This is a genomic window from Achromobacter sp. MFA1 R4 (assembly GCF_900156745.1).
GTDB lineage: Bacteria > Pseudomonadota > Gammaproteobacteria > Burkholderiales > Burkholderiaceae_B > Achromobacter.
Map to the genome: position 1 here is coordinate 1,649,115 of NZ_LT707065.1, position 16,373 is coordinate 1,665,487.

13 protein-coding genes and 1 tRNA gene are annotated in these 16,373 nt (G+C 68.4%); 3 read left to right on the forward strand and 11 right to left on the reverse strand.

From position 1 onward, the window contains the following. The first annotated feature begins 2 nt into the window (after positions 1–2). The gene (locus BXA00_RS07460; protein WP_076517566.1) at positions 3–542 is read left to right on the forward strand and encodes a TlpA disulfide reductase family protein; all 540 of its coding nucleotides are present in this window, start codon (positions 3–5) and stop codon (positions 540–542) included. Positions 543–827: 285 nt separating this feature from the next. Here BXA00_RS07460 and BXA00_RS07465 read toward each other — a convergent pair. The 7 genes from BXA00_RS07465 to fdnG form a co-directional block, all read right to left on the reverse strand. Continuing rightward, positions 828–920, reverse strand: a tRNA-Sec gene (locus BXA00_RS07465). A gap of 12 nt (positions 921–932) precedes the next feature. Beyond that, positions 933–2,879: a selenocysteine-specific translation elongation factor gene (selB, locus tag BXA00_RS07470; RefSeq protein WP_076517568.1), complete on the reverse strand. Its 1,947-nt coding sequence runs from the start codon at positions 2,877–2,879 to the stop codon at positions 933–935. Continuing rightward, positions 2,876–4,306: an L-seryl-tRNA(Sec) selenium transferase gene (gene selA / locus BXA00_RS07475; protein WP_076517571.1), complete on the reverse strand. Its 1,431-nt coding sequence runs from the start codon at positions 4,304–4,306 to the stop codon at positions 2,876–2,878. The genes selB and selA overlap by 4 nt, the downstream gene beginning before the upstream one ends. Before the next feature lie 24 nt (positions 4,307–4,330). Continuing rightward, positions 4,331–5,263: a formate dehydrogenase accessory protein FdhE gene (fdhE, locus tag BXA00_RS07480; RefSeq protein ID WP_076517573.1), complete on the reverse strand. Its 933-nt coding sequence runs from the start codon at positions 5,261–5,263 to the stop codon at positions 4,331–4,333. 126 nt (positions 5,264–5,389) lie between these two features. Beyond that, on the reverse strand, positions 5,390–6,022 hold the full coding sequence (locus BXA00_RS07485) for a formate dehydrogenase subunit gamma (RefSeq protein ID WP_076517575.1): 633 nt from the start codon (positions 6,020–6,022) through the stop codon (positions 5,390–5,392). Continuing rightward, positions 6,015–6,914, reverse strand: a complete 900-nt coding sequence (gene fdxH, locus BXA00_RS07490; RefSeq protein ID WP_076517577.1) for a formate dehydrogenase subunit beta — start codon at positions 6,912–6,914, stop codon at positions 6,015–6,017. The genes BXA00_RS07485 and fdxH overlap by 8 nt, the downstream gene beginning before the upstream one ends. 10 nt (positions 6,915–6,924) lie before the next feature. Further along, the gene (fdnG, locus tag BXA00_RS07495; RefSeq protein WP_156902767.1) at positions 6,925–9,993 is read right to left on the reverse strand and encodes a formate dehydrogenase-N subunit alpha; all 3,069 of its coding nucleotides are present in this window, start codon (positions 9,991–9,993) and stop codon (positions 6,925–6,927) included. Between the two features lie 295 nt (positions 9,994–10,288). Between fdnG and BXA00_RS07505 the strand changes: the two genes are divergently transcribed. Both BXA00_RS07505 and BXA00_RS07510 read left to right on the forward strand, forming a co-directional pair. Continuing rightward, positions 10,289–11,857 carry a DUF1254 domain-containing protein gene (locus tag BXA00_RS07505; RefSeq protein WP_076517584.1) on the forward strand — a complete coding sequence of 523 codons (1,569 nt, stop codon included), beginning with the start codon at positions 10,289–10,291 and terminating at the stop codon, positions 11,855–11,857. A gap of 77 nt (positions 11,858–11,934) precedes the next feature. Continuing rightward, positions 11,935–12,441: an acyl-CoA thioesterase gene (locus BXA00_RS07510; RefSeq protein WP_076517586.1), complete on the forward strand. Its 507-nt coding sequence runs from the start codon at positions 11,935–11,937 to the stop codon at positions 12,439–12,441. Between the two features lie 81 nt (positions 12,442–12,522). On the opposite strand, the gene BXA00_RS07515 is transcribed toward BXA00_RS07510, so the two are convergent. From BXA00_RS07515 to BXA00_RS07530, 4 genes are all read right to left on the reverse strand, one after another. Further along, entirely contained in the window at positions 12,523–13,530 is a 1,008-nt protein-coding gene (locus tag BXA00_RS07515; RefSeq protein ID WP_076517588.1) for a sterol desaturase family protein, read from the reverse strand. A gap of 2 nt (positions 13,531–13,532) precedes the next feature. After that, positions 13,533–14,297: a polysaccharide deacetylase family protein gene (locus BXA00_RS07520; RefSeq protein ID WP_092577273.1), complete on the reverse strand. Its 765-nt coding sequence runs from the start codon at positions 14,295–14,297 to the stop codon at positions 13,533–13,535. Positions 14,298–14,358: 61 nt separating this feature from the next. Further along, positions 14,359–15,339 (reverse strand): hypothetical protein, encoded by a 981-nt coding sequence (locus tag BXA00_RS07525; protein WP_076517592.1) that lies wholly within the window; start codon positions 15,337–15,339, stop codon positions 14,359–14,361. 184 nt (positions 15,340–15,523) lie between these two features. Further along, positions 15,524–16,372: a DUF2950 family protein gene (locus BXA00_RS07530; RefSeq protein ID WP_083714210.1), complete on the reverse strand. Its 849-nt coding sequence runs from the start codon at positions 16,370–16,372 to the stop codon at positions 15,524–15,526. Between the last annotated feature and the right edge of the window lies 1 nt (position 16,373).

Sequence of the window (16,373 nt, forward strand, 5' to 3'; positions counted from 1 at the left end):
CCGTGATCACCCGCCGCCGCCTCCTGCAAACCGGCCTGGCGCTCGCGGCCCTGCCCGGCTGGGCCGGCGCCGCCAGCGACTCGGCCCTCAAGACCGCGACCGGCCCGGACTGGGCGCCCTGGACCGGCCCCACGCCGCCGCTCGTCCTGCCGGATCTGTCCGGGCGCGAACAAAAGCTCTCGGCCTGGCGCGGCAATGTGGTCATCGTGAGCTTCTGGGCCACGTGGTGCGACCCGTGCCGGGATGAAATCCCCATCATGTCCACCATGGCCAAGCGCCACCGCGAAGAAGGGCTGCGCCTCATCGCCGTCAACGTCGGCGACTCGCCCGCCAAGATTTCGGCGTTCCTGAAAAAATGGCCGGTGGCCGGCACGGTGCTGCATGACCGCAACAGCAGCGTATCGAAGAAATGGGATGCCGCCGGGCTGCCTGCCAATTACCTCATCGACCGCACAGGCACGGTCAGGTACTGGCACCTGGGCGAACTGGATTGGAAATCGCACAGCGTGGGCGGCGTGGTGACGCGCATGCTGCGCAGCTAAAGCCTGCAGCATCACGACGCAAGACGCCCCCCCAACAGAATGCCAGGCAAACCGCCCTCCCCAGCAATCGCCCGATCCCTCACCGCCCCAGCACGTGGCGGCGCGGGGTCCGTGTTGCGGGCCGTTTAGATAGCGCCCGGCGGAATCCGAAGGGAGCCGAAGGCGGACGAGGATGAGTACGGGGAAGGCCGGAGCGAAGGCTCCGGACCGCTATCGGAGGCCCGCAACGCGGACCCCGCGACGCCGCGGGCGGCAGAAGAACACCCCAACGGTAAAAAAAACCGGCGGAAGGCAGCAGGAGTCGAACCTACCTGGGAACGTCTGACGCCCCCAACCGGGTTTGAAGCCCGGCCGTGCCGCCGGGCACGGATGCCTTCCCTGGCGGACCGCCTATGATACCGGCTCGGCGGACGGCTGCGACGCCGCGTACGCGCTTTCGCCGCGCAGCACGTGCGTGTCCCGCACCCGCCGCGTGTATCCCACGCGGTCGAAGAACTCCAGGATCTGGATCGCGCGCTTGCGCCCCAGCCCCGTCGCATCCCGGAACACCGCCGCATTCAAGCCTGGCGGCTGGCCGGCCAGGTCCGCCGCCAGCGCCGCCAGCTTGCGCACCTGATCGCGGTGATAGAACAGATCCTTGACCACCTGCGCAACGTCCCCGCGCCGCACCAGCTTGCGCAGCAACTGGCGCACGCCGTCCTCGGACGCGTTCTGCATCTTCGCCAGGTCGCGCACCCACGGCGGATCGAAGGCGCCTTGCGCCAGGAGCGGCAGCAGCCGCGCCGCCAGCGCGGACTCCGCTTCCGCCAGCGTGGCCGTGTGCGACGGCAGATGCAGCCACGGCCCATTGCGCGAGATACGTCCGTCGCGCTGCAATTCGTCCAGCAGCGACGTCCAGAGCGCCTCCGGCATCGCCGGGATCGCCATCCGGCGCAAGCGCGCCCCATCAGGACCCGGCTCGTCCGGCGCCCCCTGGTGGAACGCCGCCAGCGCCTGCTCGACCCGTTCGCGCAGCGCCTCCCAATGCGCGCGCCGAATCAGCGTGCGCGGCGCCTGCGCATTGCGCGACGCGATCCACAGCGCGCCCTCGGGCGCCGCGATCTCGCTCACGGGCCTGCCCGTCAGCCGCTGCAACGCCGCCTCGTCCAGGCCCAGCGGCGCCTGCGCCAGCACCGGCGGCAGGCCGGCGCCGTCCAGCATCTGGGTCAGCGCCTGCAACCCCGCCAGCCGCGACGCCGCGCGGCGCTTCCTGTCCGGCGCATTCGGATCCAGCACCCGGCCGCCGCCGACCGTGCGCGTCGCCTGCGCATTGCGCACGATGTAGCGGTCGCCCGGCATGGCGCAGACCGGCTCGTCGAACACCAGTTGCACCCAGCCCGACTGCCCCGGCGCCAGCGACTCCGCGCTGATCGGCACCGCGTGCGCCACATGGCGCGCCGCGCCGATGTGCACGTGCAGCGGCGCCCACGCGCGCACCGGCGCATCGGCCGACGGCAGCAGCGACAGCGCCACGTCCACATGCCGCGACGGCAGGAAACAGCGCACGTCCGCGATCCAGTCGCCGCGCGCGATCGCGCTCTTGTCGATGCCGGCCAGGTTCAGCGCGCAGCGCTGTCCGGCCGCGCCCGTCTCGCTGGGCTGGTTCTGCGCGTGGATGCCGCGCACCCGCACCCGCGTGCCCGCGGGCATCAACCGCAGGTCGGCCGCGTCGTCGTCCGCGCGGACCAGCCCGGCATGCGCCGTGCCGGTCACCACCGTGCCGTGGCCGGACAGCGTGAACACGCGATCCACCGCCAGCCGGAACAGGCCCGACGCCTCGCGCCGCGCCACCGCCTGGGCCTGCGTGTGCAGGTAGGCCTTCAGTTGCGCCACGCCCGCGTCATCGGGCTGCGCCGCGTTCGTGCCGAACACGGGCGCGTCTTCCAGGAACGTGCCCGCCGCCAGCGCCGCGATCTCGCCGCGCACCGCGGCCAGTTGCGCCGCATCCGCGCGGTCCGTCTTGGTCAGCGCCACCGCGCCGCGCGCCACGCCCAGCATCGACAGGATGGCCAGATGCTCGCGCGTCTGCGGCATCACGCCGTCGTCCGCGGCCACCACCAGCAGCCCGAAATCGATCCCGCTGGCGCCGGCCGCCATCGTATGCACCAGCTTTTCGTGGCCCGGCACGTCGATGAAGCCCAGCACGTCGCCATTGGCGAGCGGCGTATAGGCATAGCCCAGTTCGATCGAAATGCCGCGCGCCTTCTCTTCCTTCAGGCGGTCCGTGTCCACGCCCGTCAGCGCGCGCACCAGCGTCGTCTTGCCGTGGTCGATATGCCCCGCGGTGCCGACGATCATGCCAGCGGCTCCGCCAGCTGCGCCGAAAAGTCGGCCTCGTCGCGTGCTTCCAGGCAGCGCAGATCGAGCCACAGCGCATCATCGGCGATGCGCCCGATCACGGGCACCGGCAGGCGCCGCAGCAGCGTCTCCAGCCGGTCCAGATGGCGGCCCGGGCGGCCGCTGCCCGCGTGGCGCACCGCCAGTCCATAACTGGGAAGCTGGTCGATCGGCAGCGCGCCGCTGCCGATCTGGCTGAACATCGGCACTGCTTCCACCGCGTAGCCCGGGCCCGCCGCATGCGCCAGCACGCCGCGCAGCCGTTCGGCCTGCGGCTGGATATCGCGCAGCGGCCGCGTCAACAGGCGCAGCGTCGTCAGCCGCTGGGCCAGGAACTCCGGCGCGCGGTACAGGTGCAGCACCGGCTCCAGCGCGGCCAGCGTCAGTTTGCCCACGCGCAGCGCACGCTTGAGCGGATTTTTCTTGATCTTGCGGATCAGGTCGGCGCGGCCCACCAGCAGGCCCGCCTGCGGTCCGCCCAGCAGCTTGTCGCCGCTGAAGGTGACCAGGTCGGCCCCGGCCGCGATGGTCTCGCGCACCGTGTCTTCCTTGGGCAGTCCGAACTGCGTCAGGTCCACCAGCGTGCCGCTGCCCAGGTCCACCGTGGCGGGCAGGCCGCGCGCGTGCGCCATCGCCGCCACCTCGGCGACCCCCACGCTTTTGGTGAAACCCGTCACCGCGTAGTTGCTGCAATGCACCTTCATCAGCATCGCGGTGCGCGGGCCGATGGCGTTGTCGTAGTCGGCCGCGTGCGTGCGGTTGGTGGTGCCCACTTCGACGAGCTTGGCGCCCGCCCGCTTCATGATGTCGGGGATGCGGAACGCGCCGCCGATCTCGACCAGTTCGCCGCGCGACACCACCACCTCGCGCCGGTCCGCCAGCGCGTTGAGCATCAGCAGCACGGCCGCGGCATTGTTGTTGACCACGGTCGCGGCCTCGGCGCCCGTCAGCTCGCACAGCAGGTCGTCGATGAGGTCATCGCGGTCGCCGCGCCCGCCGCTGTCCAGGTCGAACTCCAGGTTGGCGGGCGTGGTCAGGGCGCGCAGCACCGAGGCCACCGCCTCGTCGGGCAGCAACGCCCGCCCGAGATTCGTGTGCAGCACGGTCCCGGTCAGGTTGTAGACGGCGCGCAGGCGCGGCTGGGCCGCCTTGTCCAGCGCCGCCGACGTGCGCGCCGCCACCGCGGCGGCGTCCAGCTCATGGCGCGGCAGCTCACCATCCAGCGCGCGCCGGCGCAGGGCATCGAGTTCGCGGCGCAGCGCGGCGACCACCTGGGTGCGGCCATGCGCGTCCAGCGCCGGGCGCAATGCCTCGGCATTGAGCAGGCGGTCCAGCGAGGGAATGTCGGACGCCGCGGCCCGGCTGGCGCCGGACAGTTGATCTGCCATGCGAGACTCCGTCATCGAGACGCCCTAGTCCTGGGCGCCGTGCCACAGCAGCGGATTGCCGCTGGACCGCGAATAGCCCGCCTCGCCCACCAGCACGTCCAGCATCAGGCTGGCCAGATCGTCGGCCACCGGCTCCACGTACAGGTCCTTGTCCTGGTAGAAGATCTTGCGGTAGGTATGGCAGTTGTCACAGGTCTCGGCCTTGATGGCGGGCGTGCGGCCCTCGATGGCCTGGTACGCGACCTTCTCCACGTCCTCGCAGTGCGAGCACTTCACGCGCACCATGTGCCACTGCGTCGCGCACAGGCTGCAGCACAGATAGCGGTAGCCCTCGTACTGGCCGCCCACGCGCACGATGCTGGCGACCGGCAGGCTGCCGCACACCGGGCACACGCCAAACGGGCTGGCGACGGGGAGCTGCCGGGGATCGAAGCGGCTGGCCAGGTCGGTCCAATAGACCTGCAGCGCCGCCATCACGAACGGCGCGGCGGCGCTGTCCACGCCCTGGTCCTGTTCGGACAGCACAGCCTGGGCCAGATCTTCGAGCGATTCGGTGTCGGCCTCGCGCGCGCGGTTCAGCGCGGCGCAGACCTCGATGGCCTCGGCCGGCACGCCCGGCGCACGCGACACGTCGTCCAGCAACTGACCCAGGATGCGGCGCCACAGCGGGTCGCGCGGCCAGCCCACGGCCTGCAGCGGCGGCATGCCGTGCGCCTGGGCCAGCGCGATGCGGTCTTCGGTGGCTTGCGGCGCCGCGCAGTCCTTCAGGGCGCGATGCTGGGCATCGACCAGGTGCGCCATCAGCAGCAGGTAGTCGCCCACCGGATTGCCCTCGGCAAGCTGACGCAGGCGGGCGGCCCGCACGGCGAAGACGGAATCCCGCTCCGGCAGGGTGATGCGGGGAATGGCGTTATGGTCTAGCGCTTCGATTTCGCCACGCGGAAGAATTCGCTGCAATTCTCGTCTCCAGAGAAACAAACACGGCTGCCAGCCTCCGGGGAGGATAGCAGCCGTGCGATCACGACATGCCGGCCCTGAAAAAAGGGCCGTGTGAGGCAGGGAGCGACCGCGCCGCGCGCGGGACTACTTTTTCACCTGCTCCCGGAACCAGGCGCGATGGTGCTTCCACGCCCAGCCGGCGGTGACATAGCCGCGCAGCATCGCCGTGAGCGACCCCTTTACCCAGATCGCCGCGTAAATATGCACAATGATCGCGCAAATCAGCACCAGCGCACAAACCGCATGCACCACCGACGCGGCGCGGACCACCCAGATCGGGAAATAAAACGCGAAGTACTCGCGCCAGATCACGATGCCGCTGACCATCAGCCCCAGCATGCACAGGATCAGCACGTAGAAGAGCAGCTTCTGGCCCGCGTTGTACTTGCCGACCTCGGGCAGCTTTTCTTCGCGGTTCTCGACCACGTCGTCAAGCTGCCTGAGCCACTGGCGGTCCGCGCGGGTCAGCAGGTTGTGGCGCCACATGTGCCCGGCGAACACCGCAAAGCAGGCGAACATCACCACCCCGATGAAGGGATGCAGGATCCGCGTCCAGGGACCGCCCCCGAAGAGGTTGGTCAGCCAGTACATGGACGGATGAAACAGCGCCAGCCCGGACAAGGCGAGCAGGATGAACGTGAGCGCGATGATCCAGTGGTTGGTGCGCTCGCCGGGCGTGTAGCGCTTGATCAGGCGATAGCGGCGGTCTTCATTCATGGCGCACCTCTTCTTCGGCCCTGCGTTCGTCTTCCTCGGTCACTTCATTGCGGCCGACCCGCGCATAGTGGAAAAAGCCCGCCAGCGCGGTCAGCGCCATCGCGGCCAGGCCCAGCGGCTTGGCCAGGCCCTTCCACAGCGACACCATGGGACTGACCCGCGGATCGGCGGGCAGCCCGTGGTAGAGCCCCGGCTGGTCGGCATGATGCAGCACATACATGACGTGCGTGCCGCCCACGCCCGCCGGGTCGTATACCCCGGCCTGCGCAAAGCCGCGCGACTTCAGGTCCTCGACGCGTTCGGCGGCATGCTGGTGCATGTCGTCCTTGGTGCCGAAGACGATGGCGCCGGTGGGACAGGCCTTGACGCAGGCCGGCTCCATGCCGACGGCCACGCGGTCCGAGCACAGCGTGCACTTGTATGCCTTGTGGTCTTTCTTGGAAATGCGCGGCACGTTGAACGGACAGCCGGTGATGCAGTAGCCGCAACCGATGCAGTTTTCTTCGTGGAAGTCCACGATGCCGTTGTTGTACTGGATGATGGCGCCCGGCGACGGACAGGCCTTCAGGCAGCCCGGCTCCGCGCAGTGCATGCAGCCGTCCTTGCGGATCAGCCATTCCAGGTCGCCGGCGGGGTTCTCGAATTCCGAGAAGCGCATGACGGTCCAGGAATGCTCGGTGAGGTCGGCCGGGTTGTCGTAGACGCCCACGTTGACGCCGATCTCGTCGCGCAGGTCGTTCCACTCCATGCAGGCGCTCTGGCACGCCTTGCAGCCGATGCACTTGGAGACGTCGATCAGCTTGGCCACCGAGCCCGTGACGGGTTCACGGATGCCGGGCGGCGGCGTGGTGGTGGCGGAGCGCCGCTTGATGTCTAGGGATTGCATGGACATGTCGGTTCTCCTATACCTTTTCGACCTTCACCAGGAACGACTTGAATTCCGGCGTCTGGGAATTGCCGTCGCCCACGAATGGCGTCAGGGTGTTGGCAAGGAAGCCCGGCCGGGCGATGCCCACGAAGCCCCAGTGGATGGGAATGCCGACCTGGTGCACCGTCTTGCCCTCGATGGTGAGCGGACGGATGCGCTTGGTGACGAGCGCCACGGCCTTGATGTAGCCGCGGTTGGAGGTCACCTTGACGCGTGACCCGTTGGGGATGCCCAGTTCCTTGGCCAGCGCCTCGCCGATCTCCACGAATTGCTCGGGCTGGAGAATGGCGTTGATGCGGACGTTCTTGGTCCAGTAGTGGAAGTGCTCGGTCAAGCGGTACGTGGTGGCCACGTAGGGGAAGTTGTCCACCGTGCCCATCGCCGCGAGGTCATCCTTGAAGATGCGCGCGGCCGGATTGCTGGTGACACCCTTGGCCTTCGGATGCAGCGGGTTGTACCCCAGCGGGTTTTCGAAAGGTTCGTAGTGTTCCGGGAAGGGTCCTTCGGCCATGCTGGCCCGCGCAAAGAAGCGCGCCACGCCTTCGGGGTTCATGATGAACGGCCCCATGCCGCCTGCCGGGTTTTCGTCGCCCTTGAAGTCGGGGATGTCGGCGCCGGCCCAGATCTTGCCGTTCCAGGCGATGAGCTGGCGCCGCGGATCGAACGGCTTGCCTTCGAGGTCGCACGAGGCGCGGTTGTAAAGGACCCGGCGGTTGGCCGGCCACGCCCAGGCCCAGTTCAGGGTCTGGCCGATGCCGGTGGGGTCGCTGTTGTCGCGGCGCGCCATGAGGTTGCCGGCCGGCCCCCAGGCGCCGGCGAAGATCCAGCAGCCGCTGGCGGTGGAGCCGTCGTCGCGAAGCTCGGCAAAGCCGGCGAGCTGCTCGCCGCCGCGGCGCATGATCTTGGTGGGGTCCTTGGGATCGGCCAGGTCCACCAGCGCCCTGCCCGCGTATTCCTTGGCCAGTTCCTCGGCCGTGGGATTCTGCGGATTGGAATACGGCCACGACAGGTTGACGATGGGATCGGGGTACTTGCCGCCTTCGTCCTGGTACATCTTGCGCAGGCGCGTGAACAGCAGCGCCATGATCTCGATGTCGCTCTTGGCTTCGCCGGGGGGCTCGGCGCCCTTCCAGTGCCATTGCAGCCAGCGGCCGGAATTGACCAGCGCGCCGTCTTCCTCGGCAAAACAGGTGGTGGGCAGGCGAAAGACCTCGGTCTGGATCTTGGACGGATCCACGTCGTTGGCCTCGCCGGCATTGCGCCAGAACTCCGAGGTCTCGGTGACCAGCGGGTCCATGATGACCAGGAACTTGAGCTTGGCGAAGCCATCGTTCAGCTTGGCCTTGTTGGGCGCGGCGGCCAGCGGGTTGAATCCCTGGGCGATGTAGCCGTTCATCTTGCCCTGCACCATGAGCTCGTAGACCTGCAGCATGTCGTAGAGCTTGTCCAGCTTGGGCAGGTAGTCGAACGCCCAGTTGTTTTCGGCCGTGGCCGCGCCGCCCCACCAGGCCTTCATCAGGCTGACGTGGAACTTGTGATAGTTCTGCCAGTAGCTGAGCTGGTTGGGACGCAGCGGCTTGAGCGTGCGCGTGTCGATGTACTTGGCGTAGTCCTGCTCCGGCTCGTTGGGCAGCGTCATGTAGCCCGGCAGCAGGTTCGACATCAGGCCCAGGTCGGTCAGGCCCTGGATGTTCGAGTGCCCGCGCAGCGCATTCATGCCGCCGCCGGCGATGCCGATGTTGCCCAGCAGCAGCTGCACCATCGCGCCGGTGCGGATGATCTGCGAACCGATGGAGTGCTGCGTCCAGCCGAGCGCGTAGAGGATGGTGGCGGCGCGGTTGGTGGTGGCCGTGGACGCCAGCAGTTCGCACACCGTCAAAAACTTGTCCTTGGGCGTGCCGCAGACGCTTTGCACCATGTCGGCGGTGTAGCGCGAATAATGGTTCTTGAGCAGTTGGTAGACCGTGCGCGGATGCTGCAGCGTGGGGTCGGTCTTGACGTAGCCGTCCTCGCCGCGCTCGTAGTCCCAGCTCTGCTTGTCGTAGGTGCGTTTTTCGGCGTTGTAGCCCGAATACAGCCCTGCGTCGAACGCGAAATCCTCGCGCACCAGGAAGGAAAAGTCGGTGTAGTTGCGCACGTACTCGTGCTGGATCTTGTCGTGATCCAACAGGTACTTGATGACGCCACCCAGGAAGATGATGTCGGTGCCGGTGCGTATGGGCGCGTAGAAGTCCGCCACGGATGCCGAGCGCGTAAAGCGCGGATCCACGACGATCAGCTTGGCCTTGTTATGGGCCTTGGCTTCGGTGACCCATTTGAAGCCGCACGGGTGCGCCTCGGCGGCATTGCCGCCCATGATCAAAACTATGTCCGCGTTCTTGATGTCGACCCAATGGTTCGTCATCGCTCCACGGCCAAACGTCGGGGCAAGACCTGCCACCGTCGGGCCATGTCAGACACGGGCTTGGTTGTCGAATGCCAGCATCCCCATGCTGCGCACAGTCTTGTGCGTGATGTAGCCGACCTCGTTGCTGCTTGCCGAGGCCGCCAGCATGCCGGTGGTGACCCACCGGTTGACGGTCTTGCCGTCCGCGGTCTTCTCGACGAAGTTCGCGTCGCGGTCGGCCTTCATGAGCTTGGTGATGCGGGTGAGGGCTTCGTCCCAGGACATCCGCACCCACTTGTCCGAACCGGGCGCCCGGTATTCCGGGTACTTCAGGCGGTTGGGACTGTGGATGAAGTCGATCAGGGCCGCGCCCTTCGGACAGAGGGTGCCGCGGTTGACGGGGTGGTCGGGGTCGCCTTCGATGTGCATGATGCTGGCGCGCGCGTTCTTCGAGCCATCGCCCAGGCCGTACATCAGCAAACCACAGGCCACCGAACAGTAGGGACAGGTGTTGCGCGTTTCTGTCATGCGCGCAAGCTTGAACTGGCGCACTTCGGCCATGGCCGTACCGGGGGCTACCCCCAGCATGGCCAGGCTGGAGCCTGCCAGGGTTGCACCGGTCACCTTGAAGAACTGGCGGCGATTCATGTTGACCATGAAGCACTCCTCTCCGGGTGTATGAAGGAAGCGGGAATTTCCTGGACGAAAAGCCCTACGACTTCCAAGGGAATTTGAGCAAGTATAGGCCTACGAATTGGGCGCGTCATGCTGCGCGCAGCGCGCGGTTTTGGCGTCGGTCCGAGATTTGGCGCGTAAATGCGCCTTCTTCGCGGAATTTGCGGCACTGCGGCGCTGCTACGATGGCCGGCGGCCGCGGTGTTTCCGCCGGCCCCGTCCGCCCGCGGCCCACGCTGCCGCCTTTCATTTGTTCCGCATGACCGTTGGAGCGCCGATGCGCCGCCTTGCCCCCCTGGCCCTGTTGCTGGCCGCCGCCCACTTCGCCCTGACGCCGCCCGGCCTCGCCCAGGCGGCGCCCGCTAAGCCGACGCCGGCCGCCGCCGCGACCGAGGCGGCCCAGCAGGCGGCGATGGAAGGCTATCTGTATTTCTACCCGCTGGTCACCATGGACCTGACCCGGCGCCAGTTCACCCACCCGGCGCGCGGACAGGCTGGCGCGCCGGCCAACACGTTCCTGCATGGGCGCACCTTGCCCCGCGCGGGCGACGCCGCGCCGTGGGCCAATCCCGACATGCTGCGCAGCACGGGCTGGGTCGACCTGACGGCCGGGCCCGTCGTGCTGTCCGTGCCCGACACCCAGGGCCGGCGCTACACGCTGACGCTGCTGGACATGTGGACGGACGTGTTCGCCACGCTGGGCTCGCGCAGCACCGGCACGGCCAAGAGCCATACCGCCATCGTGCCGCCGGGCTGGCGCGGCGTGCTGCCTTCCGGCATGGCGCGCATCGACGCGCCCACGGTCCACGTCTGGGCCAGGACGCTGATCCAGGCCGACGGCCCCGCAGACCTGGCCGCGGCCAACGCGCTGCAGGACGGTTTCGTCCTGACGCCGCTGGCGCAGTGGAACCTGCCCGCGCAGGCGCCGCGGCCGAAGGCCGACCCGTCGCTGGACCTGAACATTCCGGTGCGCGAGCAGGTGGACGCAATGCCGACCGACGCTTTCTTCACCTACGCCTCGGAATTGCTGCGCAAGCACCCGCCGCACGCCACGGACCAGCCGGTGCTGGCCCTGCTGCGGCGCGTGGGGCTGGTGCCCGGCAGGCCCTTCGATTTCGACAAGCTCGATCATTCCGCCAAGCAGGGCATGCGCCGCGGCGTGCGCGCCGCGCGCGAACGCATGGAGGCCGCGGCCGGCCAGTCCCTGCGCGACGCGAACGGCTGGCTGCGGGAAACGGCCAGCGTCGGCGTGTACGGCAATGCCTGGCTGCAACGCGCGCTGGCCGCGCAGGCGCAGCCGGGCAGCGGCCTGCCGGAAGACCTGACCGTGCTGGTGCTGGCCACCGACAGCGATGGCGCCCTGCTGGACGGCGCGCACCGCTATACGCTGCATTTCGACGGCGACCAACTGCCCGGCTCGGGCGCGCTGTGGTCCTTGGCTGCCTATGACGCCCAGGGCATGCCCGTGCCCAATCCGGTCGACCGCCACGCGCTCGGCAGCCGCGACCCGCTGCGCGTCAACGCGGACGGCTCGCTGGATCTGATCTTCAGCCACGCCGCGCCGCCGCCCGAGGACCAGTCCAACTGGCTTCCCATCCCCGGGGCGGGTCCGGTGGGCATGCTGCTTCGCGTCTACGCGCCGGGCCCGGCGGTGCTGGACGGCTTGTGGACGCCGCCCGCCGTGCTCCGGGATGCCCCCGAGGCGGCCGCGCAGGCGGACGAGGCGGCGCAGGCCGAGGGCGGAGCCGCCCCGCAGGCGGCGGACGCGATGCCCGCGCCCGCTTCGCCCCCGCAACCCGCGCCCGCCACGTCGGATCCGGTCGCGCCGCCCGCCAAGAAACCCTGAAAGGCGCGCCGCTTAAGGCCTCATGTCAGCCGCCAGCCGCTACCATAGACGTTTTATTCACGAACGAGCCGCCCGCCATGGACGACGCCTTTAGCCACCAATTGTCGATGACCATCCTGATGACGCCGGACATGGCGAACTTCTCAGGAAACGTACACGGCGGAACCATCCTCAAGTATCTGGACCAGGTGGCCTACGCCTGTGCCAGCCGGTACGCCGGCCAATATGTCGTGACCCTGTCGGTCGACCAGGTGGTGTTCCGCGAACCGATCCACGTGGGCGAGCTGGTGACGTTTCTGGCGGCGGTGAACTACACCGGCCGCACGTCGATGGAAATCGGCATCAAGGTGGTCACCGAAGACATCCGCAAGAAGCTGGTGCGCCACACCAACAGCTGCTATTTCACAATGGTGGCGGTGGACGACAAGGGCGCCCCGACCGCGGTGCCGCCGCTGGAACCCCGCACGCTCGAAGAAAAGCAGCGCTTCAAGGCGGCCGGCCTGCGGCGCGAGCTGCGCCAGGAAATGGAACGCCGGCACGGCGAAATCAAGCGCGAGACCACGCACGACGCGCCCGGCGCCTGACGGCCCCATCGCGGCCCGCAAGCCGCCATCCGGCCCGCGCCAGATTCCCCCGCCTTCAGGACACCCTGCGGCGGGGGTTTTTCATGCGCGCTCCACGCCGGCCGGCGGCGCGGGCGGCGCGGCGGCGGGCTCGCGGTCGCGGCCGACCATGCGCTTGAGGCCCAGCCATTGCTGCGACCAGAAGCCCTGGCCGTAGTCGCGCGCGCCCAGTTCGGCCTGCTGGTCGTGGATGCCGGTCGGGCCGTAGCCCACGCCAAAGCGCGCGGTGCGGAACAGCACGTCCCAGATCGGAAACAGCGCGGCGAAGTTGTAGCCGCCCACCGGCCCCGGCGACGAGGCGTCGTAGGCGATGGAATGGTGGTGCCGATGAAAACGCGGGCTGACCAGCAGGCGTTCGCCCAGCGCGCCGAAATGCATGCGCAGGTTGGCGTGCGAGAAGCTTTGCGCAAGCTGGGTGATGGCGACCACCATCACGAACTGCGCCGGCGGCACGCCCACGAGCTGCGACACGAATACGACCAGCACGTCGCGCAGCATGTCGTCCAGCAGATGGTTGCGGTCGTCGCTCCAGATGGTCATCTGGCGCTGGCTGTGATGCACCGCGTGCAGCGCCCAGAGCCAGCCGTAGCGGTGCTGCGCGCGATGGTAGAAGTAGTCGACCGCGTCGAACAGCAGCAGGTAGATGATGAGGCTGACCCAGGCCTTGTCGGTCACGCCGGGCCAGTACTGGTCCAGCTGGAACGGCGCGAAGCCCCACACGTGGAGCTGGCCGAAGATGCTGTCCCAGAACGGATCGATGGTGAAGAACAGCAGGAGCCGGAACGCGCCCAGGCGGTGGATCAGCGTGTACAGCACGTCGATGCCGATCTGGCGGCGGTCGGTCACCGGCTCGACGGGGCGCAGGCGCTGCAGGGGGCCGAAGACCAGCACCAGCACCGCGACCTGCAACAGCCCCACCAGCAGCCACATGGTGGCGTCGTAGCCGTCCTCGATGAAGTTGCTCATGCCCAGGTGGAACAGCGCGGGCTGAATCGCCGTCTCGAAGAGCCATTGCTGGCAGTCCCCGAAGAGTTGGCTAAGCGTATCCATGTTCAGTGATGCGTGGCGATCCAGTCGCGATAGGCCGGATGGGTGTTCAAGGTAGCGAAACAATAGCCCTTGCGCTGCAAACCTTCAATCAGCGGTTCCAGCACGGCGGGCGCCCAGGGATCCTGGCGCGACCAGATGCCCAGGTGGGCCAGCAGGATGTCGCCGGGCTTGATGGTGCGCAGCGCCTGGTCCAGCAGTTTGGCGTTGGGGTATTTGTCGCTGGGCAGCTCGTCGCCCAGGAACCCGGCCGGGGACCAGCCCACGTGCTCGAAGCCGCAGGCCTTGGCCGCCTTGAGCAGCGCGGGCGAGGTCTTGCCGCCCGGGGCGCGGTACAGCGGCAGCATGTCCTTGCCCGTCATCTGGTGGAACCGGGCCACCGGACGCTTGATCTCGGCGCAGTACTGCTCGGCCGTCCATTCGGCGCGCTTGCCGGCGTCCGGGCCGGCGCTGGGCTTGACGCGGAACTTGCCGCCCGGCAGGTCGCCCTGCCAGTAGACGTGGTCGTAGGTGTGCGAGGCAAAGGCGTGGCCTTCGGCGGCACGCGCCTTCCACCAGGGCGCCCACACGTCGTCCAGGCTGGCGCCGTCGGTCAGCGTGCGTTCGTTGGCCAGGAAGAAGGTGACCTTGACCTGATGGCGCTTCAGCACGTCGGCGATCAGCGGCGCCACGCCCATGTGGCCGGTGTCGAAAGTCAGGTACACCGGCTTGTCGCAGGTGGCGGGCGGCGGGGCCGCGCCAACGGCCGAGGCCGACAGCGCAAGGCACAGGACCGCGCCGGCCCGGGCGCGCCAGGGCGCGGGCCGGCGCGTGCGCGCGGCGTGGGGACGGCTACCGGGTCGGCGCATGATTCAGCGTCCAGACGCCATGGGGCGACTTGCCCACCGGCACCTGATTGACGACCTTTTTCTGTTCCAGGTCCACCACGGTGAGTTTGCGCGCCCAGCGCGAGGTCACCAGCAGCGTCTTGCCGTCGGCCAGCACGTCCATGCAGTCCGGGCCGCCGGGCACCGGGAAGGTATCCACGACAGTGAGCGTCTGCAGGTCGATGCGGCTGATGGAATTGGCGGTGCGGTTGCTGACGAACAGGTGGCGGTGGTCGCCCTGCGCGCGGAAAGCGTGCGCGCCCGCCGCGGTCTGGATGCGCTTGACCAGCTTGGCCGGGCCGTTGCTGACGTCGTAGGCTTCGACGTAGGAGTCGCCGGTCAGCGCCACCAGCAGCGTCTTCTGGTCGGGCGTCAGGAACACGTCGGCGGGCGTTTTGCCCACCGGCACCGTCCACTTGGGCGTCTGCGTGGCCAGGTCGATGGCGATGAGCTGGTCGCTGTCCTGCAGCGTGACGTAGGCCGTCGTGCTGTGCTTGTCGATCATGATGTGGCTGGGCGTCTTGCCCGCCTGGATGCGCTTGACCAGCGTGAGGTCAAAGCCTTTTTCCAGGGGCTTCCAGGCATAGATGTCGATGTGGTCCAGGCGGTTGGCCGCCGTGACGAACCACTTCATGTCCGGCGAAAACTGCAACTGGTAGGGATCGACGATACCCGTCAGCGTGCGCTGCACGTCGCCCGTCTTGGGATCCATCAGGGTGATGGTGTCGCCGGTGGCGTTGGCCACCATGAGCGACTTTTCGTCGGGCGTCAGGTACAGGTGGTGCGGCTCCTTGCCGGTGGGCACCCGTCGCAGCTCCTTGTAGGTGGCCGGGTCGATGATGCTGACGTTGGCGTCCAGGGAATTGAGGACAAAGATCGGGGCGGAAGCCGCCGCGGCGCTAAGCGCCATCCCCACGCCGACAACGGCGCAGCGGACGAAATGCATGGGGTTCAATTTGAGGATCCGGCAAGGAGAAAACGGGCGGTCGCCCGATGCTCGCCATTTTAGGCACAGCCGCCTGACAAAAGGGCCACGCGCGGGGCGCGCCGGCGGCTTTGGCGACAAACGCATACGCCTGTTGCGACCCAGCAACAGGCGCGCGGAAAACGCGCCATACGGCCCCGAAAACCTACTTCGCGGACATGGGCTGGCCGCTGGCGTCGACCCAGTTTCCGTCGCGCAGGTCGCCCTCTCGCAAGGCCGCGGCGCGCGTCGCGGAAGACGGCCCCAGATCGCGTTCCAGCACGCCGCCTTCGGGGCCGACCACGAAGGTGCCGATCCCTGTCTGGCCGTAGCGCGCGGGCCAGGCGACAATCCGGTACGCGTTGCCTGCCGCGTCCGGGATGACCTTGTAGCGATAACCGAAATAGGCATCGTCCGCCGGCACGTCCGGCCCCATCGCCAGGGCATCCGGACCGAAAGCCTGCGGCGGCGCGTCGGGCAGCTCGGGCCAGTACAGGCCATCGCGTTCGCCGGGCCGGCTGACCAGCCGCATCGCGTAGCGTCCCTGCCCGACGCCCTGCCGATAGCGGGTCTGCGCGGCCTGAAGTTCCTGCAGGGTTTCGATGGTGGTCAATTCGTTGCGGTCGATGGCGCGACGCCGGATCTCCGCCTTGCCCGTCACCGGATCGAAACGCCATCCCTGGCCGGCGCGCACCAGCGGCACCGGCAGCGTCCATCCGGTATCGCCCACCGCCACCCAGGAGCGCCCGTCGTCGGCGACGATCTCGTGCTTGCGCACCCACGCCGCCAGATAGCGGTAGATGTCTTCCTGGTCGACGCCCCCCGGCACGAGCTGCCGGTGGTTCGGCCCCAGCACCTTTCTCAGGGCATCGACGTCATTCAAGGCCAGCGCGTCGGTGAACGCCTGCGCCGCGGCCTGGGCGCTGGGATAGACGGCCTGCGACCAGGCCGGGGCCGCGACACCGAGCGCCAGCGCCGACGCGGCGCACAGCACGCGCAAACGAGCAATCGTCATG

Bases quoted from the DNA above. Each gene is read 5' to 3' on its own strand.
- selB (WP_076517568.1), bottom strand. From the start codon at position 2,879: ATGATCGTCGGCACCGCGGGGCATATCGACCACGGCAAGACGACGCTG.
- selA (WP_076517571.1), bottom strand. From the start codon at position 4,306: ATGGCAGATCAACTGTCCGGCGCCAGCCGGGCCGCGGCGTCCGACATT.
- BXA00_RS07485 (WP_076517575.1), bottom strand. From the start codon at position 6,022: ATGAATGAAGACCGCCGCTATCGCCTGATCAAGCGCTACACGCCCGGC.
- fdxH (WP_076517577.1), bottom strand. From the start codon at position 6,914: ATGTCCATGCAATCCCTAGACATCAAGCGGCGCTCCGCCACCACCACG.
- BXA00_RS07505 (WP_076517584.1), top strand. From the start codon at position 10,289: ATGCGCCGCCTTGCCCCCCTGGCCCTGTTGCTGGCCGCCGCCCACTTC.
- BXA00_RS07510 (WP_076517586.1), top strand. From the start codon at position 11,935: ATGGACGACGCCTTTAGCCACCAATTGTCGATGACCATCCTGATGACG.
- BXA00_RS07515 (WP_076517588.1), bottom strand. From the start codon at position 13,530: ATGGATACGCTTAGCCAACTCTTCGGGGACTGCCAGCAATGGCTCTTC.
- BXA00_RS07525 (WP_076517592.1), bottom strand. From the start codon at position 15,339: ATGCATTTCGTCCGCTGCGCCGTTGTCGGCGTGGGGATGGCGCTTAGC.
- BXA00_RS07530 (WP_083714210.1), bottom strand. From the start codon at position 16,372: ATGACGATTGCTCGTTTGCGCGTGCTGTGCGCCGCGTCGGCGCTGGCG.